Genomic DNA, 24,169 nt, shown 5'->3' with positions numbered 1-24,169 from the left:
GATGTCCACTTTGTTCACCCATGCGGATGATCGACAGAATCCCATTCTGGGAGATGGACAGGCGCGCTAACCAACTCGGCCGCTTCGGAGTCGGCGCCTGGGGGGCCTGAACAGCCAGTCAGTACCACTACGAAGATCGAAAGGCAGCCTAGTGGCTATCACCTCCCGATGCCTGGGAACACCAAGGAAAGAGAATCTCGGGCCGACAAAGCTCCACCGCGAGCAACTGGAGCAGCTCGCCAAGATATTCGAGCAGACCGGGTCCTATTCCAGCATCTGGACCGACTCCAACTACGTCGTGTACGAATCCACCTCTTCGGCGGACATCGCCGACCTCGGTACAAAGATGACCCCGGGCCTGAAGATAGTGAGGATGATCCGGCGCGACCCCGTGACCAAAGACAAGATCATGGACTTGACCCTCTCCTCGGCGACGGCCCTACTGCTCCGCTATCGGGTGGACGAGACGGCCAACGACGCGGCCCGGATCAGGGAGATCTGCAAGGAAAGAAAGCGCACCTGGGCACAGTTCGCCCATATCCCCGGCTTGGCCGTCGGAACGGTCGCGGCGATCGTCGGCGCGGCGATCGCGGGCGGCTTCCTCGGCTCGTCCTCGGGCCCGGTGTGGTTGAGCCTGCTGCCGGTCACGATGGTTCCGCTGGTCCTGGGGCTGGGATTCAAGTATCTGTGGAAGCGACTCGGGGCCGGCCTCACGCAGGCGGTCATCATCAACGTCCCGGAGGGCTCACAGGGCGGCCTGCTGTCACGCAAGCGCGATGACCTGATCGTCGCGGTGACCATGTTCGTGCTCAGCACGGCCACCAATGTGTTATTCACCCTGCTGCTACAGCACAGGTAGGGTTCGCGACGCGGACCACGGGCTTTGCGCTGATCGCAGTTGCCCGAAAACCCGCCCAGGCCCGGGCCTGGGCGGCCGCCACCCTTTCGACGACTTTCCAAGAGAGTTGTTCGCCTGCCGCCCAGGTGACGGGGAGAACTCGTCGGAGTGGCTCGCGACGGTGAAAACTACTGACCCGGCTCGGACCACCCCCACTGCGGAACCTCCCGAAGCGGGTGAAGCTGGTCGTCGGTTTCGGCGTGAGAGTTCTGCATCGCCACCTTCGACCCGAACTCCACATGGGACCGCAGCGCCTCCCGGAAAGGCGCGTCGTCGGGCAGCTCCGCCTGGTCAGCGGCCGCCATGTACAGCTCGACGAACCGCTGCCGCTGCGCCTCAGTGATCTTCAGCCCCCGATGCGCATCGATCAGCCTGGAAAACCCGCCCATTTCCAGGGAGAAAGTGTCGGGCCCGCCAAAGGTCTCGGCGGTGAAGGCCGTCAGATGCGCCACGTGCTGCGGAAGTCCTTCGCCGAACAATGGCTGGAGCAGTGGGTCGGATAAGAGACTCCCGTAGAAGATGTCGATGAACCTGTGGAGCCCTTCTTGGCCGCCCGCGTGCTCAAAGAGAGTTTCCATGATTACATCATTACACGATCCCTCACCCAAGCGCTAGATTGGCTCCGGACGCGCGACAATGGTCCAGAGACAGCGTGATGTTCCGGAGTGGTCTGGTCCGCCGATCCAGAACCGGGGTCCGGTCATGGTCATCGTACGGAGCAGGTGGTCGGGCCCGCCGCCGACCAGACGCCCCGCACTCAGCCCACTTCGTCGAACAAACCTTGAAGGGTGTGGGCGGTGGCCGCTCGGGCAAGCCAGGTTTCGAGTTGTTCAAGGTCCGCGCAGGTGGTGATCCGGTCGCGAATGTCGTCGGGAACGTCGAAGCCACGGGCAGCCAGCACGAGCAGCACCGACCTGCCAGCCTCTTCGGTCTTGCCCTCCGTCTTGCCTTCTGCCATGCCTTCTGCCTTGCCGCGGCCGAAGTGCTCGCGGGCGAAGGGACTGTAGACCGGCCATTCGGTGGACGCGGACTTCATGATCTCCTCCATAAGACGGCGAATCTCGGGCGCGGACATGCTGTAAGCGTATTCGAAGTAATCCGGAGCGTGTTCATCGTCCACGCCAGCCAACGCAGCGGTGAACGCCTCGAGGACCTTGGGGTTGCGGCCGTGGACCATGACCGACATGGCCGCGAGATCCGGGTGGGCGGCGGCCTCCTGAGGGTCGATGATCGCCGGAATGTCATCCGGCCCCAGCACCCAGGGTTGCAGGCGGTAGCCGGTCAGCCCGGACTCGACCGGCTGCGCGTAGTAGGCCGCGGCCGCACGGTCGGGGCAGACGACCAAGACCGAGACATCGCAGCCCAGCATCAGCCACAGGGCGGCGGCGTAGCGAGCCAGCTGCTGGGGAGCCTTGGACTTGTCCTGCTGGATCTCCACGATGATGGCGTGGGCAGGAGGCCGCGGTGGCCCCAGCACGACGACCAGGTCGGCCTCGATATCGTCGGAAGGCCGGGTATTGAAGGTGGCTTTCTCCAGTCGGACCAGCGGAGTGGCGGGCAGGTCCACCCCCAGGAAGTCACGCATGATCTCCACCGCCAGTTGAGGTCGGCAGGAGAACAGCTTGACGAGGGTGTCATGTGGAGGAGATGGCATGACTCATTGTTACATCACAAGCACGAAAAGTGATGGCTATTAGCTGGTCAAGTCCCTCCCACCCACTAACGCGAAGCGCTGGGAGGCGAAGCCGATGGTGGCCCGAGAGACCGCACCCTGATCTCGCCGAGCGTGGCGTGGCTGGCCCGGATGTCGGAGATCAACACGTACGCGACCAGCAACAGCCCAAGACAGAGGGCGTCGGCCGCCCACCAGGGGATCTCGGCGAGCAGCAGATTGCCGTCACTGTCGCTCAGCGACCTGATCACCACCGTGACCGCGGCCACCACCACGGTGACCATCAGCCAGCTCCGCAGCCGCGGCAGATTCCCCTTGTTCCACAGCCGAATACGCCAGGTCATGAACACGGTGAGCACACCGAGCAGAGCACAGAACCCGATCAGCCACCACGGCAGGGCGAAGGCGGTCTGCTCGGCGATCTGCGCCTGCGTGGTGCGGAGCTCGGCCTCGGCCTTCTGCTTGGCCACCACGGCGGCGTCGAGCTGCTTCTTCAGCTGGGCCACGCTCTTCTCCTGCCGCACGGGCGGCGAGGCGACGTCCGTCGGCAGCATCCGCGCCACGACGGTCAGCATGATCGCCACGAAGGACAGCGCCAGGACGATGGCCATGAACAGGTCGATGAAGCGCAGGTCGAGCGGCGGTGCGAACGATCGGCCGGGTCGCTTCCTCACTTCTCCCTCACCAGGGTGTACTTCTGCGGCCGGCTCTCGGCGGCGCTCAGCCGCTCCACCGCGGTGCGCAGCGCGTCCAGGCCTTTGACGAGCTCCTCGGTCCTGCCTCTGGACTGGGCCAGCTCCTGGGTGAGCCCGTGCATGGCGGGAGCCGCCTGCTTCGCGGGCAGGCGCGCGATATAGATGAGGAACACCTCATCGGCGGCCACCACGCCGGCCCGCTCCGCCCGCTCGGTCAGGGCCATCGCACCGAACGCGAGCACGCTCAGGAACAGCGCGATCAAGGTGACGCCGAACGCGGACGCCAGCTCGGGCAGCACGTGCTGCTTGAGCGCGGTGATCAGTACGCTGGGGTCGCCCTGGCTGTCGAGGGCGTTCGAGAACGCGCTGACCATCCCGGCCATCGTCAGCGCGGTGCCGATGAATCCGAAGACCGGCAGCGCCCAGATGAGCGCGTGGTCGAGGTGGTGCTTGTTGGCCATCTCGCTGTCGTCCAGCGCGGACCGGGCGCTCAGCACCGCCTCGCAGTCGTTCCCGGCCTCGGCCGCCTCCTTGAACAGCTTGAGCCGCCGCCCCACCAGCGTGTCCTCGGTCGGCTTCACCGCCTGGACGTTCGCGACGGCCCGCGCCGTCGCGGCGCTCTCCCGCTGGATGTCCGGTACGGCCCTGGCGATCCTGAGCACGGTGGTCACGAACACCGCGAAAATGAGCGTGACCACGAGCTCCGCGGCCGGCGGGGCCGTGGTCGCGCCTACGGACTTCAGCAGCGATCCCACCGCTCCGGCCATCAGCAGCAACGCGGAGAGCAGCAAGCCCACCACAGGCGCGAACACCGTGTGACGCCAACCGTACCTTGACACCCTTTAACCCCACTCCGGCACACAAACTGTCAAAGGTCCACCTAAGCATACGTAGAGCAATTATTGGTTACGGTGAGGTCAGGTTGGCTTCCTGAGCTTCGACCGCGGCGACGATGTACGGATGCGAGAGCTAGTCGTATCTCGGTGCGCTGGCCCTGCACTCCGGTGCCTTTGACCCGGAATGGCGCTGGGTGGCGAGCCGAGGTTCGCGAGCTGTCACCCCGTCAGCAACTTGGGCTGAATAGTCCGGAGTTGCTCGGCGCCTAACCCCAAGGGTTGAGCGGATTCGAAGCCGCGTCCACGTGGGTCCCTGGTAGCGATCACGAGCAGCAGACCAGTCAGGACCACTCCGCCCTCGCCATCGACCAGGTAATCTGTCAAAGAGTCAGAATATCCTGGCTTTTTGACAGTACATACAGAGCGTGATCATTCTGTCACGCATGCCCCTGACGAAGGATCCAGGCATGCAGCAACCACCGCCGTCGATCTTCCCGATCTTCCGCTCTCGGATCACCTGCGCCGTGCTGACGCACACGTACGTCGGCGACACGGAGAACTCCGTCGGCGAGCTGGCCGAAGCCGCCGAGACCGACAGCGGCACCATGGCCCGCGAGGTGTCCCGGCTCGAACAAGCCGGCGTCCTCAGTTCGCGTCACGTGGGACGCACCAAACTGGTCCGGGCCAACCAGACGGCCCCCTTCTACGGGCCGCTGCGCGACCTCGTCACCATCACCCTCGGCCCGGCCCAAGTCCTCGCCGAAGAACTGTCCCGCCTCAACGGGGTCGAGGAAGCCGCCGTCTTCGGGTCGTGGGCGGCACGCATGCGCGGAGAGCCCGGCCCCGCCCCGGTCGACATCGACCTCCTCGTCATCGGCCGCCCCGATCGCGATGATCTCCATGAGGCGACCGCCCGCGCAAGGTCCAGGCTCGCACGCGAGGTCAACACGGTGGTCATCACTCGTGCCCGGTGGGAAGCCAACGAGGACGGGTTCATCCGCGAACTGCACAGCCGTCCCCAGGTGCCCGTACCGATACCCATGGGAGATGGCGAATGACGAGCTGGGCGCGCGGGAGAGACGAGATCATCGGCATGCTACAACGACGCGAACTCACCCAGGTCGTCGCGGATGCCGAACTCGCCGAGCGGATGCTCGCGACCGCCCGGCAGCACCTGGTCAGCGCTGAAGCACTTGCCCACACAGATCCATATCTCGCGTACGCGGCCCTGCATGACTCGGTCCGCAAGTCTTTGGCGGCGCTTCTCCAGATCCAGGGCCTGCGGGCGACGACAACCGGTGGCCATGTGGCGGTGCAGCATGCCGCCCGCGCGCAGTTCGGCGCCTCCATGGGAGCGATCCTCCGCCCGGTTGATCGCATCCGTACGACCCGGCACGAAAGCGAGTATCCGACGACGACGACCTGGATCGATGAGGACACCGTCCGCGACGACCTTCCGGCCGCGACCGCGGTCGTAGACGCGGCGGACAAGGCGCTTCATCACCTGTCACCGTTCGTCCTGTGAAACCGTTATCGATGATCCCCGCCTGGCCCTTACTGACCAAGAGCCAGAGGTTGCGGAGTAGCGGGATCCCGGGCGGCGACGTGATTACCCGCGTTTGGAACCCTTTGCGGGCATCCGGATAAGTACAGTCGTGACATCCACTCCCCACGAAGAGCCGGCCTTGCCGAGCCTGACGCTCCACATGACCGCACCAGCACAGATGCGAATACGCGACCATACGCCTGACGCGGACGCGGCGGTCATCAAGGCCTCGCTGCACGACCCGGAGCGGTTCGCCGAGGTTTTCGACCGGCACGCCGCCGTCCTGCATCGCTATGTCGTACGGCGCCTCGGCCCCGACCACGCTGAGGACGTGGTCGCCGAGGCGTTCACCAGGGCGTTCGAGAAGCGGCACAAGTACGCCTTCGACCGTAGCGACGCCCTGCCGTGGCTGTACGGGATCGCCACCAACATCATCGGCACCCACCGCAGGGCGGAGGTCCGTGGATACCGGGCGCTCGCCCGCACCGGGGAGGACCCCGTGGCTGCGGCCTTCGACGATCAGGTGGTTGCCCAGGTCACGGCCTCGGCCACTCGCGAACTGCTGGCCGCCGCTCTCGCGAAGCTCGGCCGTGGCGAGCGCGACGTACTGCTGCTGATCGCCTGGGGCGATCTCACCTATGAGGAGACGGCACAGGCGCTGGACGTACCCGTCGGCACCGTACGCTCCCGGCTGTCCCGCAGCCGCCGCAAGATCGCCCACGCCCTGGGCGGCAGCAACCCCACCGACGTGATCGAGGAGGCCCGATGAACGACCTGGACATCGTCCGCGACCTGCGTTCGCAGGTGCGGCAGACAGAAGACCGCGATCTGCGCGAAGCACGCCGCCGGCTGCTCGCCTCGATGACTCCCGCTCCCCGCCCCCGCAGGCTCCCCCGCATGGTGTTCCGCGTGGCAGCCGCCGGCGCCCTCGCACTCGCGATCACCGCCGGCGTCACCGTCGTCCAGAACCTCGGCACGGACACCCCCGGAAGAGGCACCGTCAGTCCCCCGGCGTGGGTTCCGGTCGCGAACGCGGAGACACTCGCGAAGCGGGCGACTGCGGCAGCGGCGGGTACGACCGATGTCTACCCCCGTGCCGACCAGTGGATCTACGTCAAGAGGGACTTCTACCGCTCTCCAAAGGTGATGAACACCTCCCAAAAGCCGTCGACAACCGAGTCCCGGCATGTCGAGGAACAATGGATCCGGGGTGACGGCAAGGAAAGAGCGCGACGGGAGGAAGGCAGCGAGACGGTCACAAGGATTCACGGGGGAGCAGACCCACATCTTCGGTACGACCCCGACTATCTGCGCTCGCTCCCATTGGAACCATCCGCCTTGCGGCGAAGCTTGCAAAAGGATACGGAAGAGGCCACTCCTCTACGTGGCGAGCGAGCGGTGTTCTCGCGTGTCTCGCTCATTCTCCAGGAAGGCGCTCCGGCGGCTCGCCTGCGTGCCGCCCTCTATACCGTCCTCTCTCAGCTGGACGGGGTGGGTGTGGAGCAGAAGGTACGCGATGTGGTGGGCAGGGAAGGCATGGGACTGTACATGGACGCCGACACGGAGCGGCGTGAAATCCTCATCGACCCGAAGAGCTACGATTTGCTCGGCGGACGCCTGATCTACCTCGGAGGTGCGGAGAAGTCGTCCCCGTTCGCCCGCCTCACACCGGGCGAGGTGGTTTCCTCGGTAGCCCAGGTGGCCTACGGAATCGCCGACCACGCGGGAGACGTCCCATAACGACGCCAGCCGGCGCCCTGATCACCGTCCTGCGGGCCGGTAGCCGGACCTGCCTTCCTGGCCACTACCGGCCACGCTGACCCGCTGGTATCCGCGAGCGGGGCCCAAGGACAACCGCGACCTGGGGACAGGGGGACCGATCGCGACCGCGATGCGGGTGGCCGACCAGGAGATATTTCACGACGAACACCACCCCTCGACGGTTGTCCTTCCCATCTCCTGAAACCTCGGCGCCGAGCGAGAACGCCGGTGCAACCGGAGCTCGGGAAAACAAATCCCATTCAGCGAATATCCGATGCACCGAACGCGACGATTCCCGCTAGGACATTTCCAATGTCCGCCAGCCGTGACGACGACGAGGCCGCAGCGTCCTTCGCCCGCACCCTCCTCCAACAGCTCGCGGCATCGTGAGGACGAAGTCGTAGCAGAGGACGACCGACAACAAGATCTTGAACGTCGCCGCCCGGAACCGTCCGTCTGGCGCTGCTCTTGCCAGATGCGGTGGCGATCGCCCTCACCCCGCCGTGCCTGCCCGCGATGACGTCCTGAGGCGTGTCTCCGATCAGCACAGTACGGTCAGGGTGTAGGTCAGTCTGGTCGCCGGTCTGGCGGGGACGAGCGAGAACTACGCTGGATGTTCCTGTCGCGGTGTTGATCGGGCAGCCCTCTTTCAAGGATGACAACGTTCGGCGGCCGCTGGTTTCACCTCCGTGCCCGCCTCAACCACATATGACAGGTTTCACGACCCGCAGCTGCCCGCCGTTTATCAAGTGGTCCTCCTCGTCCATGATCGAGACAATCCGGATGGGAGTTCAACGTATAGAGGAGACGTCTGGATGGCTGCTTCGCGAGCCGCCCTCACACGCGACGACCTGAGGCTGAAAGTCGCCGTCCAGCGTGGGCGGCTCGGCGGCACGGATTTCCGGGTGATCCGACCGGCTAGACCGTTGAAGAACGGGGCACTCTACAAGGCCCGAGATTGGTACGAGATGTATGCGGACCGGACGGACGGCCGACGCATTGGCACTCTGATGCTGCTCGCGGCGCGATCCCCGCGATCCCTGATCTACCTGCCGATGCGTACCACCCCGACCGCTCCCGGGGACGGGGTCGGCTGGGACGACGAGAAGCGGCTCGACCTCGTGCTGGCCCATCGCGCGGTGCAGTTCAGGCCCTCCCGGTGGAAGCAACTGCGGGAGCGCATCAACGCGGGGAACGCTCCCCGAGAGTTACGCACTGCAAGCATCCCGGGAAGAGACCTGTCGGCCGACCACGGGCTCAAGGCCTCAGCACGAAGCGATCCGAAGCACAGCAACCTGCTTCACCAGGCCGTTTACGCGGAGACCCTGTTCCTGACGGGCAGCACGACGGCGTTCCGGGAAGCGGCACAGGAGATCTTCGCCGTCACCAAGGACGGGCCGCCCCACGCCGCGACGGAGCATTACGTTCCCGGCGCCTGCAATTACCACGTCTGCCGCAGCCTCTACGACTGGCCGGATCTGGAGGAGCATGACTGGGACCAGTTCCATGTGGAGTTCTGCCCGCAATGGGCGAGATGATCAGGCGAAGGACTCCGGGCAGGTCATCGCCCCGGCCAGCCGGGCCATCAACAGATCACGATCTCGGACTCACTGACGATTTCGAGTCAGCAGTGAAATCAAGCTGGCAGTATCCACCGAGTCCGAATGTGCACTACCCAACGAATCTAGCTGCATACGGAATACTCTGCGAAACAACGTAAGAGCTTCGTCAGTCCGCCCCATTTCAATAAGCACCATTCCCAGCCGATACCGACTTCGCAAAGCCTTTCTACTCTTATTGCCCAGAAGCTCGCTGCGAAGCTCCGCTACGGCACGCAGTTCTGTCTCCGCTTGTTGAAACCGCATGAGATCCCTGCACACGCGACCAACACTGTCCAAGGCGACTATGGCGAAAATATCCTGGGGTCCGCGCTCCGCGCCGCATCGATCAACGATCGACCGAAGCTCCGCCCAAGGCCCCTTGAAACCGCCTACATACCAGGGTTCGATCGATTCTTTACCAGCATGCTTGCTAGACAACACTTCATTTCTTGCATTTACGGCGATTCGCAAGCCTGCCAAGGCATCTTCCTCGCGGCCCGAGCGATCGAGAAAAAACGCGAGGTTGCTGACGCTTATCAGCGTCTGAGGGTGAGCTAGTCCCCACGCGGCCTTCCTACCTGAAAACACTAGTCGTTGCACCTCGACCGCTTCATCGAACCGATCCATGGCAGCGAGCAGGAAGGAGAGTTTGTTCAGGCTCATTAATGTCACCGGATGCTCACCCCCCAAAGCCCTCTCCCTCATAAAAATTACTTTGCGGCATTCACGCTCAGCTTCATCAAGCTGGCCAAGATCGCGTAGAATTCCGGTAAGATTGTCGCGCGCGATGAGCGTGTATGGATGCTGTTCATCCTGAACTTTTAGTCGTACATTCAACACGGCTCGTAGTTCGGCCTCTGCTTCGTGCAGGTGTCCTTGGTACCAGAGGACAGTTGACTGATTATTACGCGCGGTCAAGCGATCCGGATGATCTTTCCCCAATACTGTTAGCTGAATAGAAAGAAGCTCATCGTTCTCAGCCCTTGCCTGACTGAGCCGGCCCTGATACCAATGAATGCTCGCGACGGTCTCAAGTGTTGAGAGGGTATCCGGATGCTCAAGACCGAGGACACGGCGTTGAGCTTCGAGTGTCGCATTACCTTCTATCTCCGCTATTGCGAGACGTCGCTGCTCGGCGTGCACCTGGGCAAGTTCGCTGCGAATAACAAGGCTCTCAGGATGCTCATACCCGAGGACCCGTTCGCGATACTCATAGACAAACTTAAGTTCATGCTCCGCATCGTCTAGCCGTCCCAGCGTGAAGAGGAGATGGCCGAGAACCCCTCGACTCGTAATAGTGTCCGGATGCGCATGGCCTAAGGTATCCTCTTGAGTTTTAATGACGTTGTTCAGTTCTTCCAGAGCAATCCTGGATTTCCCGAAAGCGCCTCGGAGTCGGGCAAGTCTTGTCCGCGTTGCCATAGCATCGGGATGAGTCTCGCCGAGATTGTCCACACGCAGCGCGACGGCCTTACACCAGGCACTCTCGGCGATTTGATAACGCCCTAGCCGCTGGGCCGTATCGGCCAGTGATTCGGAGTTGAACTCATCCGCATAGTTTAGACAAGCTTCGAAGACAAAGTCTGGAACATCGCCGCCGATATCGTCCTTGCGTTGCCGCATGTCAACCAGGTAATCGAATACCTCAACACTTTCTCCGTCAGAGGCTATCGACAGAGGAGAGACAGTCGTGCCTAAGCTCTGCGTCGCCCATCCCCAAGCCGACTCGAGACGCTCTGGCAACAGTAGGTGGCCACCGCGTTCCACAAGATAGTGCTCATGAAGCTCTTCGAGCAAAGATTTCGGGGCGGGGCCAACGAACCCTAACCGCCGACAGTCGATCGCTGCGGCAATTAACGCTGCAGCCCGGGGGCGACCCCCGGGCGCCCACGAATTTTCCACCGCATTGTTAATTTGGGGGCCCGCAGACAGGTATTCTGCTATACCATACGTATCCACATGCTCTAGAGCCCTACTAATCCTAGGGTCCCATGATCTCGTCCTAGCCCGTTCTTGCTCTGCCGCGCCAAACCGCCTATCGATTCTTATTCTATAAGCTTGCTCCAAGACTTGTTGTGTGCGGCGGCCTGAAAATCGATCCGCTTCGTCCGAGTCCGTCATTTCAATCGTCAACCGTGATTCTTCGGCAGATCTTATTGTCGCCAATATGACCCTCCTATGGTCTTCACCGCCAACAAGTCTAACTACTTTTTCCTTGGTCAGCCCGCCAGTGCCGAGATAGCCTTCCAAATCGTTCAGCCACAAAACGGCTTTGGATAGGGTACTCATATGCTCTATGGCTGCATCCAGGCTCGATCTCTCGCATGGAGAAATGAGCGTGTGGTCACGAAGGGTCGCCTGCATTGCTTCGTAAGCAGTGCGTGACTTGCCAGCGGCAGAATCGCCAACCAGAAGAACAAAGCCTCTCGTCGCAAGACGCTCCCTCAGTTCCCCGTCAACATCTCGCGGAATATAATCGGGCACCTTGTCCGCAGGCTTAGGGTGCTCCTTCAGTGTGATCGTGGGATGCACTCCGAACGCGATCGGATCCCTGATCTGGTGAACCTTAGGCCACTTTCCATTGGCCAGCACGAGACACCCATGCTGGATCTTTATTGCATGCTCTTCGCGGTACGCTAATACTTTGGCCGCCCGCTCCCGCCACGCCCCTGTTGCTGCTCCCAGGAAGGTCACTATCCCCGTTGTCAGTCCGATCAGCCACTTATCCGTCACACCGAGTGCAGTAAGGATCGAGGGCGCAGCAACCGCGGTGGCGAGGCATCCGAGCATTATCACGATGGCGGATTGGCGGGAACGCCTGATGTGCATCATGCACCCCCTGGTCAAACTGCGACAGCAATACCCAAGGCTAACCGACATCAGGCATTGATCACCAACATCATGGATCGATTCCAAGTGCGCGACCGAGGAGATCGCGCGCATTCGATGTGAAGACGGAATGATGTTTCGTGACAATTCGGGCGAGGAGACCGTAAGCGGATGTTCTTTGGTGCTACCTGCGCCGCCAGCCTGCCGCCGTGGCATACCGGCGGTATTTCCTGCACCGGAACAGGTGAGAGTGCTGATCTGAACGGCACGGATTGCGGCAGGTCATGATCTGCTGGCGTGGTTTCGCCGCACACGGACATACGCTGGTGCGACTCACATCGAGGCCGGGCGTTCGGACACGGGCGGGTAAGCACGCATCTGTACGCGTGACGGCGCAAGGATCAACCAGGCCTGGGCGAGCAGCGCAAGATCGTCGTTCTTCAGCGGTACCGCCCTGCCAAGCTCCAGAACAGCGGCGACCGGTCGGTCGGTCGGAGTAGTGCGATATGGCAGCTCACAGTGCGCACGACCACCGCAAAGGCGCCCGCGCTTGAGGAGTACATCCGCCTACACCACACCCTCGAAACGCCTGACATCGTTGTGACATCCATCGTGGGCGGCGATGCTGAGTACTTGAAGTGGATCGATGGACACGTAGCCCCCGCTACAGCCACTCATTCTGGATTACGCTGAAGAACGACCCAGCCATCGCGTCGTCAGAGCAGACGCCGGTGCGGCCCACCGAGCGGCGGATCCGCAAGCCGGCCAGGAAGCGATCGCACTCATCAAAGGTGTAGTTCGAGCCGCGTTCGGTATGGAACACGACGCCGGACTGCAGCAGGCCGGTGCCGGCGGCCATCCGGATCGCTTGATCAGCTCGGTACGGTAGTAGTCGGCCATCGCCCATGGGATCCCAAACGGGAGCCACCGCAGCGCCGGGCGTGACCAAGATGCGCGTGTCCCAAATAGAGAACGGCGACGCCACCTCGGTAGAAGTGCTGGCCCGCTACATCGAGGCCATCGGCGGACGACTGGAGCTGACCGCCACCTTCGATGACGGCACCTATCGTATGGGCGACGCGACCGCGGCCATGTGACCTGGTTAGATTCTTGAACGCTCCCCAGTTCTCACTACTGCTCACTGGGGGCGGGCTCACAACCCGCGAGTTCGGACCCTTGCTGATCAAGCGGTCCGCCCAGCGGCTTCCCCGAACACTCACGCCGCCGGGTGACAAGCAAGCCATTCAGGAAGGGCCATAGCAGCATGTGCAGGCGAAGCCTGCGCCCAGATAAGGGCGTCCGAGCGAAGCGAGGCCCTCCAGGGGTCGGGACTGGGCCCGATTGGAAGCAGCGACTGAGCGTCCATAAGCGCGAAGCGCCCAAAGCGAAGCCCTTTGTGGAAGGGCGGGCGTCAAACGGCTAACCACCCAAATGGGCAACGGGCGGGTGGCCCCGGGAAGAACGCCCGGAGCGAAGCGGAGGCCCTTTGTTGGGGGTGAGTGGAGCTATGGGGATTCGAACCCCAGACCTCCTCCATGCCATGGAGGCGCGCTACCAACTGCGCCATAGCCCCTCGAACCGTCCACAAGTGTATCCGACTCCAGCCCCACCCACGCCCCAGCCCACCACCCACAGGCAATGGGCCGCCCCCGAAGAAGCGGCCCAGCCTGCGGAAAGCGACCCAGCAGAGCGGCCCAGCCAAGCCAGCCAGAAGTACGGCCGAGAGCGGCTACCCCACCGAGCGGGCCTTGTCGATGAGTCCCGCCAGTTCCGTCACCATCGGGTCCTCCGCCGCCCCCGCCAGCCTCCTGGCCTGGTCCCCCAGCGTCGGCAGGTCCATCCCGAACGCCTTCCGGTCCCGCATGTAGACCGCGAAGGCCGCCGCCACCACGTCCACCTGCAGCCGCATCGGCGCCTTCTCCCACACCGACTCGTTCAGCGCGCCCACGTCCACCGCCTTGCTCGCCTCGGAGGGGCTCCTGGTGTCGGGGTCCTGCCAGCGTACGGTCGCCTGGGCCAGTTGCCCCGTCGCGCCGGACTTGAGGCGTACCGCGTAGAGAGCCGTGACCGAGTGGCCGGGGCCGACCTCGCCCCCGTCACGGCTGTCGTCGCGGAACTCCTCGGTGGACAGGGCGCGGTTCTCGTACCCGATGAGCTGGTACCCCTCCACGACCGCCGGGTTGAACACGACCTGCGCCTTGGCGTCGCGCGCCCGCAGCTCGATCGTGGCCGGGAGCTGGGCGGCGAAGACCTTGTCCGCGTCCTCCTGCGTGCTGACGTAGACGGCGGCGCCGTCGCCGTTGTCGGCCAGTTGTTCCATCAGCGAGTCGCCGTAGTCCCGGCCGACGCCCACGGTCAGCAGGGTGACCTGCCGGCCCGCGTACTCCTTGACCCGGTCCAGGATGGAACGCCATTCGGTGCTGCCCTGGTTGGCCAGGCCGTCGGAGAGCAGGATGACCCGGTTGGTGGCCGCGGGGCGGAACGCCTTGGCCGCCTCCTCATAGCCGGTGACCAGCCCGGACTCCAGGTTGGTGCTGCCGGCCACGGCCAGCTGGTCGACCGCCGCGTGCAGCTCGGCACGTGCGGCCAGCGGCGTCATCGAGGCCAGTAGCTTGGCCTCGTCGCTGAAGGAGACGATCGACACCTGGTCGCCCGGCGCGAGCTGGTCGATCAGCGTGTGCAGGGACTGCTTCACCAGGTCGAGCCGGCCGGGCTCGGCCATCGAACCCGACACGTCGACCACGAACGTGAGGTTGGCGGGCCGCCGCGCCGCCGCGTCGGAGCCGCGCGTCTGCAGCCCGACGCGCAGGACGGCCTGGTTGCGTGAGGGCATCCTGGCGCCGTCGACGTGTACGGTGAACCCGTCGTCGGCCGGCTGCGCGTAGTCCTGCCGGAACGCGTTGACGAACTCCTCCGGCCGGATCTGCCCCGGTTCGGGCCAGCGTCCTTCCTGGAGGGTACGGCGGGCATAGGTGTACGAAGCGGTATCCACGTCCAGGGCGAACGTCGAGATCTGCGCCGCGGACGTGTCTTCCTGAGTCTCCGGAGAAGCACTCACGGAGGGCTGAGGCTTTGCATCGGCGGGCGTCTTGACTCCTGACGTAGCCCTTGGTGCTGCGGGACCGGTAGCGGGCGCCCGCGCGGCGGAGTCTTCGTGGGATCCCCCCGAGCCGCCACAGGCGGCCAATGTCAGAAGCCCAACGACCCCGACACTGGCGACTAAAGGACGAAATTTCATCGCAACCACCTCCGGCCGTATGACGGCTTCCGGAAATGGCGTGGCCGGGCCGGTGACGCAAGCGAGCGCAAACCGCGATCAACACGTGATCCGCTCAGCCGGCCAGCGCCGCCTCCTCCACCCGGACCCGGACCGCCAGCAACACCCCGTTCACCAGCGTGAACACCAGCGCCGTGAGCCAGGCGGTGTGTACGAGCGGCAACGCCACCCCTTCCGCCACCACGGCCACGTAGTTCGGATGCCGCGACCACCTGTACGGCCCGGCGCTGACCAGCGGCATCCCGGGCACCACGACGACCCGCGTGTTCCACTGCCGCCCCAGGGCGGCGACGCACGACCAGCGCAGCCCCTGAGCCATCAGCACGATCGCCAGCATCGGCCAGCCGAGCAACGGGATGAAGGGCCGGTCGAACAGCCACACCTCGGCCGGACAGGCCAGCAACAGACCGGTATGGGCCAGGACGATCCAGCGATAGTGCCGCCTGCCGTACTCGATGCCGCCCTTCGACCTGGCCCAGGCCAGGTTGCGGCGGGCCACGGCGAGTTCGGCCAGCCGTTCGGCGGCGACCAGCCCGATCAGGATCGTGTAGGGACTCACCAGTGCAGCAGGAGCAGTTCGGCCGAGAAACCGGGCCCGAGGGCGAGGAGCACGGCCGGCTGGCCCGGACGGCCGCGGGTTTCCTGCAGGACGTGCAGTACGGAGACCGACGACATGTTCCCGTGCTCACGAAGAGACCGCCGCGTGACCTCCAGAGCCGAGGGTTCCAGGCCCAGTCGCTCCACGATCTTGTCGATCACCTTCGGGCCGCCGGGGTGGCAGATCCAGGTGCCGACCTGCTCCGGGGTGAGCCCGTTGTCGGCGAGGAAGGTCCTGATGTCGCCCGCGAGCACCTTCTCCACGAAGCCGGTGAGTTCGGCGTCCAGGATGAGGTGGAATCCCCGCTCGCTCACCTGCCAGCCCATGAGGTGCTCGGTGCCCGAGTACAGCCTGCTGCGCGTGGCCACCACCTCCGGGCCCTGGCCGCGTCCCACCGCGACGACGGCCGCCGCGCCGTCACCGAACAGACCACTGGCGACCAGGTTCGAGATCGAGGTGTCGTCGCGCTGGATGGTCAGCGAGCACAGTTCCACGCAGACTAGCGCCGCGACCTGGTCGGGCCAGCCGCGCAGGTAGTCGTTCAGCCGCGACAGACCCGAGGCTCCCGCCGCGCAGCCCAGTCCGAACATCGGCACCCGTTTGACGTCCGGCCGCAGCCCCACCCGCTGCAGCAGCCGCGCGTCCATGGACGGCGTGGCCAGGCCGGTGGTCGAGCAGAACACCAGGTGATCCACCCGCCGCGGGGATACGCCCGCCTTGTCCAGCGCGCCACGGAGCGCCCGTTCGCCCAGGTCGAGCGCGATCTCCAGATAGATGTCGTTGGCGCGACCGAACGAGTCGAGCTTGGCGTAGTCGTCGAGCGGAAGCACCAGGTTCCGGTATTGCACGCCGGTGGCCTCGTGGAAGCGTTCGAGCTGGTCGTGGTCGGCCTCGGTCAACCGGGAGAACGCCTCGGTGATCTCCGCCTGCGCGTAGCGGTAATCGGGCAAAACGGTCTGTACCCCCGAAATGTGCATATATCTCTTCTGCCGCTGAGAGTGGCGGGCTAACATGCGGCCATGCTCATGCCCGTACGCACTGGACTGCCGAGTGTCGCCGTGCTCGCCTTCGATGGGATGTCGCCGTTCGAGCTGGGGTGTGTGGTGGAGATCTTCGGGCTGCCCCGGCCCGAACTCGGTGTGCCCTGGTACGACCTCAAGGTCTGCGCCGAGACGCCCCAGCCGCTCCGGGCGGTCGGCGGGTTCACGCTGCAGGCGGCACACGGGCTCGACGCGCTGGTCTCGGCCGGCACCGTGATCGTCCCCGGCGTGGCCGACGTACGCGGGCAGGTCTCCGGCGAGCTCGTCGCGGCGCTGCGGCTGGCGCACGAGCGGGGCGCGCGCATGGTGTCGATCTGTTCGGGGGCGTTCGCGCTGGCCGCCGCCGGACTGCTCGACGGGCGCGAGGCGACCACCCACTGGAAATACGCCGAACTACTCCAGGAGCGCTTCCCCAAGGTGTCGGTCAACGCCTCGGTCCTGTACGTGGACGACGGCGACGTGCTGACCAGCGCGGGCAGCGCGGCCGGGCTCGACCTGCTGATCCACCTGATCCGCGGCGACCACGGCCCGAACGTCGCCAACGCGGTGGCCCGCCGCCTGGTCATCGCGCCGCATCGGGAGGGCGGGCAGGCGCAGTTCATCCAGGCCGCGGTGACGCCGGTCGAGGACGACGACGCGGTGGCCAGGGCGATGACCTGGGCCATGGACCACCTGGCACAGCCGATCAGCGTCGGCGACCTGGCCGGGGTGGCGCACATGTCCGAACGCTCGTTCATCAGGCACTTCAAGCGGCAGACGGGCACGAGCCCGCTGCGCTGGGTGATCTCCCAGCGGGTGGCGGCCAGCCTGCCGATGCTGGAGGGCACGGCCGCGCCGGTGGAGGAGATCGGGGCCGCCGTGGGGTTCGAGAGCCCCGTGACGTTCCGGCACCACTTCACCCGCGCGATGCGTACGTCGCCTTCGGCCTACCGGCGCGCGTTCAGCGACGCTTGAACCGCGAGCCGCCACAGGGACGTCACCTCGGCGGCCCGCGCGGCGCTGAGCGGATCGGTGTCGTCCGACGCGCGCCGATGACGCGGCCGGGTGTCGAGCCGGTCCACGACCCGCAGCCCCGCCGCGTCGAAGGCGGCCATCAGGTCGGCGCGGGATCGTAGCCCCAGGTGCTCGGCCAGGTCCGACAGCACCAGCCAGCCCTCGCCGCCCGGCTCCAGGTGATCGGCCAGGCCGTCGAGAAAGCCTTGGAGCATGCGCCCGCCGGGGTCGTACACGGCCTGGTCGAGCGGCGACGACGGCTTGGCGGGCAGCCAGGGCGGGTTGCACACGACCAGCGGCGCGCGGCCCGGCGGGAACAGGTCCGCCGCCACCACCTCGACCCGATCGGCCAGGTCCAGCCGGGCCAGGTTGTCGCGCGCGCAGGCCACCGCGCGCGGGTCGAGATCGGTGGCCACGACCCGCTCGACGCCCCGCTTGGCCAGCACCGCCGCCAGAACGCCGGTGCCCGTGCCGAGCTCGAAGGCCAGCCGCTTGTCGGGCAGGGGCGCCTGAGCCACCAGATCAACGTATTCGCCGCGAATCGGGGAGAACACTCCGTAGTGCGGATAAATCCGGGCACCCAAGGCCGAGACCTCGACGCCCTTCTTCCGCCATTCGTGCGCCCCGATCAGGCCGAGCAGCTCGCGCAGCTGGCCCACCGCCGGGCCCGCCGCCGGGCCGTAGACCTCCTCGCAGGCCTGCCGTACGTCGGGCGCGCGGGCGAGCGGGATGCGGTGGCCTTCCTCGTACGGGATCAGCAGCATGCCGAGCGTGCGCGCCCGCTGCCCCTGGGCCTGGCGGTATTGGTAGAACGTGGCGCCGGGATCGACCGGTTTACACCGGCGGCCCATCGCCTGGAGCAGCTGGCGGGCGTTCTGGAAGTCGCCGCGCCACAGCAGCGCGGTGCCCTCGCAGGCCAGGCGGTAGGCGGTGTCGGCCTTCATCCGGTCGTCGGCGATCACCACGCGCGTGGGTGGCGGCGCGCCCAGCGCGGAACGCCACGGCGCCGAACGTTCCTCGCCCGCCTCAGTCCATCGGATCATCAGACCCCGACCGTTTCATGAACGGCCGTCCGTGGCGAATCGTGGTGCCAGGAGCCCCGCGACGAGCGCACGCAGCCCCTCGCCGTAGGTGTCGCGCGCGGTGAGTTCCTCCCACCGATCTCCCACCGCCGCGAGGCGCGGCAACGCCTCGGCGTCGAGCTCGGCGAACACCCGCCGCCGATAGGTCGGCCCGCCCTCCTCCCGCCTGCGCCGCGCGGCCGCCCGCGCGGTGATCTCCCCCGCTGTGTAGTGCCAGATGATCCGGTACGCGTCCACGGCCCGTTCCAGGGTCAGCCCGGCGCGTACGGCCGCGTCGATGATCGTCTCCGGATACCACAGCGCGTTGACCGAGAGGAGGTCGTCCGCCCTGAGGACGTCCACGACCCACGGGCGGCCCGCCAGCGCGTCGTGCATGGCGACGGCCGCCGCCGCCATCCGCTCGGCCGGTTCGTCCGGGAGCTCGGGCCGGGGCATCACCGCCGCGTAGTCGTCGAGCAGCAGCAGGAGGAGTGCCTCCTTGTCCTGCACGTGGTGGTAGAGGGCCATGGGCGTGGTGCCGACCTCGCGGGCCAGCCTGCGCATCGTCAGGCTCTCCGTCCCTTCGGCCTCGATGATCCGGTGGGCGGCGGACACGATGTCCGCTCTGGAGATCTTGGGTGGCCGTCCTGTACGCGCTGGCATCCTGCCATGCTACTTTCTATACGCGTATAGAAACTCGCTCGAAGGGAACGACATGAGCGCGGAACGACTCATCGCCATGGGTGACGAGCTGGTGAAGTTGCACGATGGGTTCCGGCGGGAGCTCGCGGAGCTGCGGCGGGCGCCCGGCTCGCGGCCCCAGCTACGGGAGCACTGCCTGACCTTCTGCGACGCGCTGCACGCCCACCACACCGGCGAGGACGACGTCCTGTTCCCGCATCTGGCGGGCGCGCACCCCGAGCTGGCAGAGGTGCTGGCCCGGCTGCGCGCCGAGCACCAGGTGGTGGCGCGGCTGCTCGCCCGGATCCGCGAACTGCCGGAAGGGGGCCACGGCGCCGAACTCGATCAGCTCTCCCGCGAGCTGGAAGCGCACCTCGACTACGAGGAGGAGCAGCTGGTGCCGCTGCTCAACGCGATGACCGACTTCCCCGAAGGGCTCTAGACCGCCTTCAGGGCGTCGAGCATCAGCGTGAAGTGTCGCCGCCAATGGCCCGGCGCGGCCTCCGCCACGCGCGAGTTGGCCATCATGAAGAACACCAGGTCGAGCGGGCCGACGTCGGCCCGCAGCGCCCCGGCCCCCTGCGCCCGCTCCACGAGCCGATGGATCAGCTCATTGATCTCGGCCCCGTCGTCCTGATGGGACAGGCAGGCCAGCTCGGTGAACGCCCGATCGGCGGCCTGCAGCTCGCACGTGCGCTCCAGGAACTCCGCCAGTCCCCGCCACGGATCGTCGGCGCCGAGCGACTCGCGGGCCAGGTCGGCCCAGGCCCGCGTCTTCTCGTCGAGCAGCGCGTCGACCAGGTCGCCGCGCTCGGGAAAGTGCCGGTAGAGGGTGCCGATCGCGACACCCGCCCGCCGGGCCACGGCCTCCAGCGGCGCGTCCACCCCCCGCTCGGCCAGCACCTGACGGGCGGCCGCGACCAGGGCCTCACGGTTGCGTTGGGCGTCGCGGCGAATCACGCCGCTCATCCTACCGAAGTCGAGGCATGCCCTCATGTTCCTGCTAACCTGAGGATCACCCTCGACTTAAGGAGTCCGACATGAAGATCGCGATCATCGGCGCGGGGCCCGGCATCGGCCTGGCGGTGGCCCGCAGGTTCGGCCGGGAAGGGTTCGACGTGGCACTGACCGCCCGGGACGCCGGGCACCTGGCCGCGCTGACCGGCGAGCTCGCCCGTGATGGCGTCGCGGCGTCGGCGCATCCCGCCGATCTGACCGATTTCGTCTCCCTGACGGCGGCCCTGGAGCGCGTCGGCCCGGTCGACGTCCTCCTCTACAACGGCGCCGGCGTCGCCGGCTCCCTCACCTCCGCGCTGGACGTGACGCGGGAGAGCGCGCAGGACGCCTTCGACGGGGCGGTGCTGGGCGCGGTCACCGCTGTCCGCGCGGTGCTGCCCGGGATGCTCGAACGCGGCTCCGGCACGCTGCTGTTCACCTCGGGCATCTCGGCCGTCCACCCGATCGACTTCCTGGGCAACGTCGGCATCGCCGTGGCGGGGCTGCGTAACTATGTCCTCGCCCTGGCGCAGGCGGTGTCGGACCGTGGCGTCCATGTGGGCCACGTCCCCATCGGCGCCGCCATCGCCCCGGGCTCTCCGGCCGCCCCCGAGGCGGTGGCCGAGACCCACTGGCGCCTGCACACCGACCGGGACCGCAACGAGGTGATCCTGGGCGACCTGGCGACGGTCCAGGCCGCGATCAACGGGCTGCAAGCCTCGTAGCGCTCGCCGGCTCCGTTCCTCAGAGCCGGTAGTCGAAGACGTACGAGTGCGCGCCGTCGGGGGCGATGAGGATGTCCAGCTCGCCCCTGAGGCCGGTCAGCTCGCCGGTCCCGGAGTCCGGTACGACCGCGACGCGCAGCGACTTCTCGCCCCGGTCATCCACCGCGAAGTGCTGGAACACGAAGCTGCCCGACCTGCCGTCCAGGCTGCCCACGACCCGTTCCATCGCCACGTACGCCCGCGAGCTCTCCTCCGGGGTCCCCGCCACGATCAGATGGACCACGCTGGTCCCGGTCAGGTCGCCGTGGAAGGTCTTGCCCATGGTGACGTGGCCGAGCGAGACGCCGTCGGCCTCGTCGTACGGGGACTGGGCGTTCCAGTCGGCGGTGTCGAAGGTTCCCTTTGCTGTCATACGTCCCATGGTGACGGGGATACCTGTCAGGAACGGTCAGGTACCACTAAGTTCGGCCACAACGGGGGCGAAGGCGTCCATGGACCCCGCGTCCACTGTGACGTACGAGATGCCGAGCTTGTCCCTGCGCTCGCGCAAGGTGGCGGCCATCTGGTCCGGGGTTCCGGTCAGCACCCCGGCGCCCTCGTACGGGCTCGCCGCCGCGACAGTCAGGCGCATGCTGAGCTCCAGGTGGTCGTAGCGGTCGCCGGCCAGCTCGTAGAGCTCGTCCAGCGTCGCCGCCACCCGCGCCTCGGCGCACCACGGCGGCAGCCGGAGATCCACCGTGTCGGCCTTCTCGGCGGCCACCCTGAGCAGCCCGCTGCAGGACGCGGCGATCAGGATCGGCACGTCACGTACGGCGTCGGCGGTGCGCGCCAGCCTCCTGACCTGCTCGGCGGGGGTGTCACCCGTCACCGGTGGGACCGCGCCCAGGCCCAGCTCGAACCGGCCGCCGCTGACCGCGCGTAACCCGGCCGCCTCCCGCGCCACGCTCTCCGGCGTCCACGAAGGAACGTCCACGACGTACGTCCCGACGCGCAGGGTGGTCGTCGCGGCGGCGACGGCGGCCGCCGCGGCGAACGGAGACAGCGCGCCCGACAAATCCGAAATGTCGGACGAGCGCGAGGACACCAGCAGGGTGTCGAAGCCGCGGCCCTCCGCGCGGCGGCCCAGCTCGCCCCAGCCGTCGGGATGGAGATCGGCACCGGCGACGGCGCCGAATCTGAACGGGTGCGTGGTCATGGTCCCACGATCGACCACCGGCCCCGGCGAGACATCGTCCCCGAGACCGGTGATCCCGTACCCCGCCGGGCGCAAGCCCGCACGGCTCGCCTACTCCCCTAGCAGTATCCGCACGAAGTCGTTGCGGAACTTGCCCGCCGGGTCATAGCGCCCCACCAGGTCTCGGAAGCGCTCCGGGCACGACGGCCACCGGGTGAACAGCTTGCCCCAGTGCGGCCGGGGATCGAACGGCGCCAGCCGCTCCTCGACCAGCTCGATCACCGGCAGCACCGCCGCCGTGTCCTTGACCCAGGTGAAGTGCACGCCCACCGTGTCACGGCCGTTGTAGGGGCTGAGCCACAGGTCGTCGGCGGCGATCGTACGTACCTCGGAGATCTGCAGCACCGGCCTGATGCGGTCGCCGATGGCCCGCAGCTCGCGCAGCGCCTCGGCCGCGCGCGCCCTGGGGAGCAGGAACTCCGACTGCAGCTCGTTGCCCGCGCTGCTCGGCGGCGAGTCGGCCCGGAAGTGCGGCAGCCTGTCGTACCACGGCCCGGGCACGCCGAGCTGCTCGGTGCAGCTCTCGGCCGGCATGCCCGGCACCGGATGGCGGGGGCCGTCGGCCGCGCGGGTGCCGTGCCAGTCGCCGGCGGGCAGCTCGGTGCGGCGCTTGAGCCACACGCGGGTGGACAGCCAGTCGGTGAACAGGCTGACGCTGTATCCGGCCGACATGACGGCCTCGAAGTCGAAGTCGTCGGGCAGGTCCTCCCGGACGTACTGGCGCAGGTCGAAGGCCGGGACGAGGTCGAGGGTGACCGAGGTGACGACGCCGAGCGCGCCGAGCGCCACGACCGCGCCGGGGAAGTCGGCGTCCCCCCGCCGGAGGGTGGTCAGGGAGCCGTCGGCGGTGACGAGGTCCAGCGCCGCCACGGCCGCCGACAGGCTCTGGTTGCCGCCGCCGGAGCCGTGCGTGCCGGTCGCGCACGAGCCCGCCACCGAGATGTGCGGGAGCGACGCGAGGTTGCCGAGCGCGAACCCGTTCGCGTGCAGGATGGGCGCGAGCTCCGCGTACGTCGTCCGCGCGCCGACCCGCACGCACGCCGTGGCGCTGTCGATCTCCACCTCGGACGGCAGGCGGTCCAGGGTGACGAGGTCGCCCGTCGTGTCGGCGACGTCGTTGAAGGAGTGGCCGCTGCCTAACGCCCGGATGGTGGCCGTGTCGGCGACCAGGTTCTGCAGCTCGTCGAGGGTGGAGGGATGGTGGACGGTTTTCCCCTGAAAGGCGATATTTCCCGCCCAATTCTTCAGCGTCACCGCTTTACCCTTCCATACCTCTTGTCGGCGCCGCGAGCGGGCGCTACCTTCGAGTGCCGCGACGAAAGCGCCGACGACAAAGGCACTCCTGACGAGGGCCTCGCCAAGGAGAATTCCGTGCTCTACCTGTCCGAGGCTCTCGGCCTGGCCACGATGGTGCTCTGGCTGTACTGCCTGTTCGACGCGATCACCACGCCGGAAGAGGCGTGCCGTAACCTACCGAAGATCCTCTGGGTGCTCGTCGTGCTGCTGTTCCCGCTGGTCGGCTCCGTGATCTGGCTGGTGGCCGGGCGGCCGCAGGCGGTCCAGGCGGCGCGGCCGACCGGGTTCCCCGAGTACGACCGGCCGGGGCGGGCGACCGCGAGCAACCCCGACGACGACGAGGAGTTCCTGCGCCGCCTCCGCGAGCGTGCCGAGGAACAGCGCAGGAACGCCCCGAAACCACCCGACGAAGACGCCTAGAAACCCAGAC

28 protein-coding genes and 1 tRNA gene are annotated in these 24,169 nt (G+C 66.6%); 12 read left to right on the top strand and 17 right to left on the bottom strand.

All coding sequences use genetic code 11. The features are described from left to right. Positions 1-151 precede the first annotated feature (151 nt). Positions 152-859, top strand: a complete 708-nt coding sequence (locus tag KME78_RS26865) for a hypothetical protein (protein ID WP_219532124.1) — start codon at positions 152-154, stop codon at positions 857-859. 167 nt (positions 860-1,026) lie between these two features. Here the strand turns inward: KME78_RS26865 and KME78_RS26860 are convergent, their stop codons facing one another. The 4 genes from KME78_RS26860 to KME78_RS26845 all read right to left on the bottom strand — a co-directional run bounded on the left by KME78_RS26860 (position 1,027) and on the right by KME78_RS26845 (position 4,077). Next, a complete protein-coding gene (locus tag KME78_RS26860; RefSeq protein WP_219532123.1) occupies positions 1,027-1,476 on the bottom strand; it encodes a group II truncated hemoglobin in 450 nt (149 codons plus the stop codon). 179 nt (positions 1,477-1,655) lie between these two features. Further along, complete coding sequence (locus KME78_RS26855; RefSeq protein WP_246651924.1) at positions 1,656-2,483, bottom strand: RpnC/YadD family protein; 828 nt, start codon at positions 2,481-2,483, stop codon at positions 1,656-1,658. Positions 2,484-2,617: 134 nt separating this feature from the next. Further along, complete coding sequence (locus KME78_RS26850; RefSeq protein ID WP_219532122.1) at positions 2,618-3,244, bottom strand: hypothetical protein; 627 nt, start codon at positions 3,242-3,244, stop codon at positions 2,618-2,620. Beyond that, entirely contained in the window at positions 3,241-4,077 is an 837-nt protein-coding gene (locus tag KME78_RS26845) for a hypothetical protein (RefSeq protein WP_219532121.1), read from the bottom strand. The genes KME78_RS26850 and KME78_RS26845 overlap by 4 nt, the downstream gene beginning before the upstream one ends. Positions 4,078-4,568: 491 nt before the next feature. Between KME78_RS26845 and KME78_RS26840 the strand changes: the two genes are divergently transcribed. The 4 genes from KME78_RS26840 (at position 4,569) to KME78_RS26825 (ending at position 7,387) form a co-directional block, all read left to right on the top strand. Beyond that, positions 4,569-5,159, top strand: a complete 591-nt coding sequence (locus KME78_RS26840; RefSeq protein WP_219532120.1) for a nucleotidyltransferase domain-containing protein — start codon at positions 4,569-4,571, stop codon at positions 5,157-5,159. Further along, complete coding sequence (locus KME78_RS26835) at positions 5,156-5,626, top strand: hypothetical protein (protein WP_219532119.1); 471 nt, start codon at positions 5,156-5,158, stop codon at positions 5,624-5,626. The genes KME78_RS26840 and KME78_RS26835 overlap by 4 nt, the downstream gene beginning before the upstream one ends. Before the next feature lie 181 nt (positions 5,627-5,807). Next, a complete protein-coding gene (locus KME78_RS26830; protein WP_246651923.1) occupies positions 5,808-6,416 on the top strand; it encodes an RNA polymerase sigma factor in 609 nt (202 codons plus the stop codon). Beyond that, on the top strand, positions 6,413-7,387 hold the full coding sequence (locus tag KME78_RS26825) for a CU044_5270 family protein (protein WP_219532118.1): 975 nt from the start codon (positions 6,413-6,415) through the stop codon (positions 7,385-7,387). The genes KME78_RS26830 and KME78_RS26825 overlap by 4 nt, the downstream gene beginning before the upstream one ends. Positions 7,388-7,668: 281 nt before the next feature. Here the strand turns inward: KME78_RS26825 and KME78_RS68070 are convergent, their stop codons facing one another. Continuing rightward, positions 7,669-8,061: an HAD hydrolase-like protein gene (locus tag KME78_RS68070; protein WP_372454945.1), complete on the bottom strand. Its 393-nt coding sequence runs from the start codon at positions 8,059-8,061 to the stop codon at positions 7,669-7,671. 162 nt (positions 8,062-8,223) lie between these two features. On the opposite strand from KME78_RS68070, the gene KME78_RS26815 reads away from it, so the two are divergent. After that, positions 8,224-8,946 (top strand): hypothetical protein, encoded by a 723-nt coding sequence (locus KME78_RS26815; protein WP_219532116.1) that lies wholly within the window; start codon positions 8,224-8,226, stop codon positions 8,944-8,946. A 69-nt stretch (positions 8,947-9,015) separates the two neighbouring features. Here KME78_RS26815 and KME78_RS26810 read toward each other — a convergent pair whose 3' ends face one another. Next, on the bottom strand, positions 9,016-11,841 hold the full coding sequence (locus KME78_RS26810; protein ID WP_219532115.1) for a tetratricopeptide repeat protein: 2,826 nt from the start codon (positions 11,839-11,841) through the stop codon (positions 9,016-9,018). Positions 11,842-12,357: 516 nt separating this feature from the next. On the opposite strand from KME78_RS26810, the gene cutA reads away from it, so the two are divergent. Further along, complete coding sequence (gene cutA / locus KME78_RS68065; protein ID WP_219532114.1) at positions 12,358-12,531, top strand: divalent cation tolerance protein CutA; 174 nt, start codon at positions 12,358-12,360, stop codon at positions 12,529-12,531. Here cutA and KME78_RS26800 read toward each other — a convergent pair. After that, on the bottom strand, positions 12,503-12,697 hold the full coding sequence (locus KME78_RS26800) for a hypothetical protein (protein WP_219532113.1): 195 nt from the start codon (positions 12,695-12,697) through the stop codon (positions 12,503-12,505). The two genes, cutA and KME78_RS26800, sit on opposite strands and share 29 nt — an antisense overlap. A 97-nt stretch (positions 12,698-12,794) precedes the next feature. On the opposite strand from KME78_RS26800, the gene KME78_RS26795 reads away from it, so the two are divergent. Beyond that, positions 12,795-12,935: a hypothetical protein gene (locus KME78_RS26795; protein WP_219532112.1), complete on the top strand. Its 141-nt coding sequence runs from the start codon at positions 12,795-12,797 to the stop codon at positions 12,933-12,935. A 403-nt stretch (positions 12,936-13,338) separates the two neighbouring features. Here KME78_RS26795 and KME78_RS26790 read toward each other — a convergent pair. From KME78_RS26790 to KME78_RS26775, 4 genes are all read right to left on the bottom strand, one after another. Next, positions 13,339-13,411: transfer RNA gene (locus KME78_RS26790), tRNA-Ala, on the bottom strand. 156 nt (positions 13,412-13,567) lie between these two features. Further along, positions 13,568-14,896: a vWA domain-containing protein gene (locus KME78_RS26785; RefSeq protein ID WP_308127146.1), complete on the bottom strand. Its 1,329-nt coding sequence runs from the start codon at positions 14,894-14,896 to the stop codon at positions 13,568-13,570. A gap of 274 nt (positions 14,897-15,170) precedes the next feature. Continuing rightward, on the bottom strand, positions 15,171-15,674 hold the full coding sequence (locus KME78_RS26780; protein ID WP_219532110.1) for an isoprenylcysteine carboxyl methyltransferase family protein: 504 nt from the start codon (positions 15,672-15,674) through the stop codon (positions 15,171-15,173). After that, a complete protein-coding gene (locus tag KME78_RS26775) occupies positions 15,671-16,726 on the bottom strand; it encodes a type III polyketide synthase (protein WP_219532109.1) in 1,056 nt (351 codons plus the stop codon). Before KME78_RS26775 ends, KME78_RS26780 begins: the two co-directional genes overlap by 4 nt. A 6-nt stretch (positions 16,727-16,732) precedes the next feature. Between KME78_RS26775 and KME78_RS26770 the strand changes: the two genes are divergently transcribed. Further along, positions 16,733-17,707, top strand: coding sequence for a helix-turn-helix domain-containing protein (locus tag KME78_RS26770; protein ID WP_219532108.1), 975 nt, complete (start codon positions 16,733-16,735; stop codon positions 17,705-17,707). On the opposite strand, the gene KME78_RS26765 is transcribed toward KME78_RS26770, so the two are convergent. Continuing rightward, on the bottom strand, positions 17,680-18,789 hold the full coding sequence (locus KME78_RS26765) for a methyltransferase (protein ID WP_219532107.1): 1,110 nt from the start codon (positions 18,787-18,789) through the stop codon (positions 17,680-17,682). The two genes, KME78_RS26770 and KME78_RS26765, sit on opposite strands and share 28 nt — an antisense overlap. A 15-nt stretch (positions 18,790-18,804) precedes the next feature. Continuing rightward, positions 18,805-19,470: a helix-turn-helix domain-containing protein gene (locus KME78_RS26760; RefSeq protein WP_219532106.1), complete on the bottom strand. Its 666-nt coding sequence runs from the start codon at positions 19,468-19,470 to the stop codon at positions 18,805-18,807. A 52-nt stretch (positions 19,471-19,522) separates the two neighbouring features. Here KME78_RS26760 and KME78_RS26755 point away from each other — a divergent pair, with 52 nt between their 5' ends. Next, entirely contained in the window at positions 19,523-19,930 is a 408-nt protein-coding gene (locus KME78_RS26755; protein ID WP_219532105.1) for a hemerythrin domain-containing protein, read from the top strand. Here the strand turns inward: KME78_RS26755 and KME78_RS26750 are convergent. Further along, positions 19,927-20,448 carry a TetR/AcrR family transcriptional regulator gene (locus KME78_RS26750; RefSeq protein ID WP_219532104.1) on the bottom strand — a complete coding sequence of 174 codons (522 nt, stop codon included), beginning with the start codon at positions 20,446-20,448 and terminating at the stop codon, positions 19,927-19,929. The genes KME78_RS26755 and KME78_RS26750 overlap by 4 nt on opposite strands. Before the next feature lie 80 nt (positions 20,449-20,528). Between KME78_RS26750 and KME78_RS26745 the strand changes: the two genes are divergently transcribed. Then, positions 20,529-21,209 (top strand): SDR family NAD(P)-dependent oxidoreductase, encoded by a 681-nt coding sequence (locus tag KME78_RS26745; RefSeq protein WP_219532103.1) that lies wholly within the window; start codon positions 20,529-20,531, stop codon positions 21,207-21,209. Positions 21,210-21,228: 19 nt separating this feature from the next. Here KME78_RS26745 and KME78_RS26740 read toward each other — a convergent pair whose 3' ends face one another. The 3 genes from KME78_RS26740 to KME78_RS26730 all read right to left on the bottom strand — a co-directional run bounded on the left by KME78_RS26740 (position 21,229) and on the right by KME78_RS26730 (position 23,697). Continuing rightward, positions 21,229-21,621: a DUF3224 domain-containing protein gene (locus KME78_RS26740; RefSeq protein ID WP_246651920.1), complete on the bottom strand. Its 393-nt coding sequence runs from the start codon at positions 21,619-21,621 to the stop codon at positions 21,229-21,231. Between the two features lie 36 nt (positions 21,622-21,657). After that, the gene (locus KME78_RS26735; RefSeq protein WP_219532101.1) at positions 21,658-22,404 is read right to left on the bottom strand and encodes an LLM class flavin-dependent oxidoreductase; all 747 of its coding nucleotides are present in this window, start codon (positions 22,402-22,404) and stop codon (positions 21,658-21,660) included. A gap of 90 nt (positions 22,405-22,494) precedes the next feature. Beyond that, positions 22,495-23,697: an FAD-binding protein gene (locus tag KME78_RS26730; protein WP_219532100.1), complete on the bottom strand. Its 1,203-nt coding sequence runs from the start codon at positions 23,695-23,697 to the stop codon at positions 22,495-22,497. 21 nt (positions 23,698-23,718) lie between these two features. On the opposite strand from KME78_RS26730, the gene KME78_RS26725 reads away from it, so the two are divergent. Beyond that, a complete protein-coding gene (locus tag KME78_RS26725) occupies positions 23,719-24,159 on the top strand; it encodes a PLDc N-terminal domain-containing protein (protein WP_246651919.1) in 441 nt (146 codons plus the stop codon). The last annotated feature ends 10 nt before the right edge of the window (positions 24,160-24,169 follow it).

This window comes from Nonomuraea guangzhouensis, assembly GCF_019396345.1.
Lineage (GTDB): Bacteria > Actinomycetota > Actinomycetes > Streptosporangiales > Streptosporangiaceae > Nonomuraea > Nonomuraea guangzhouensis.
Note: the sequence above shows the minus strand (reverse complement) of the source record. Positions and strands in the feature narration are given on the sequence as shown.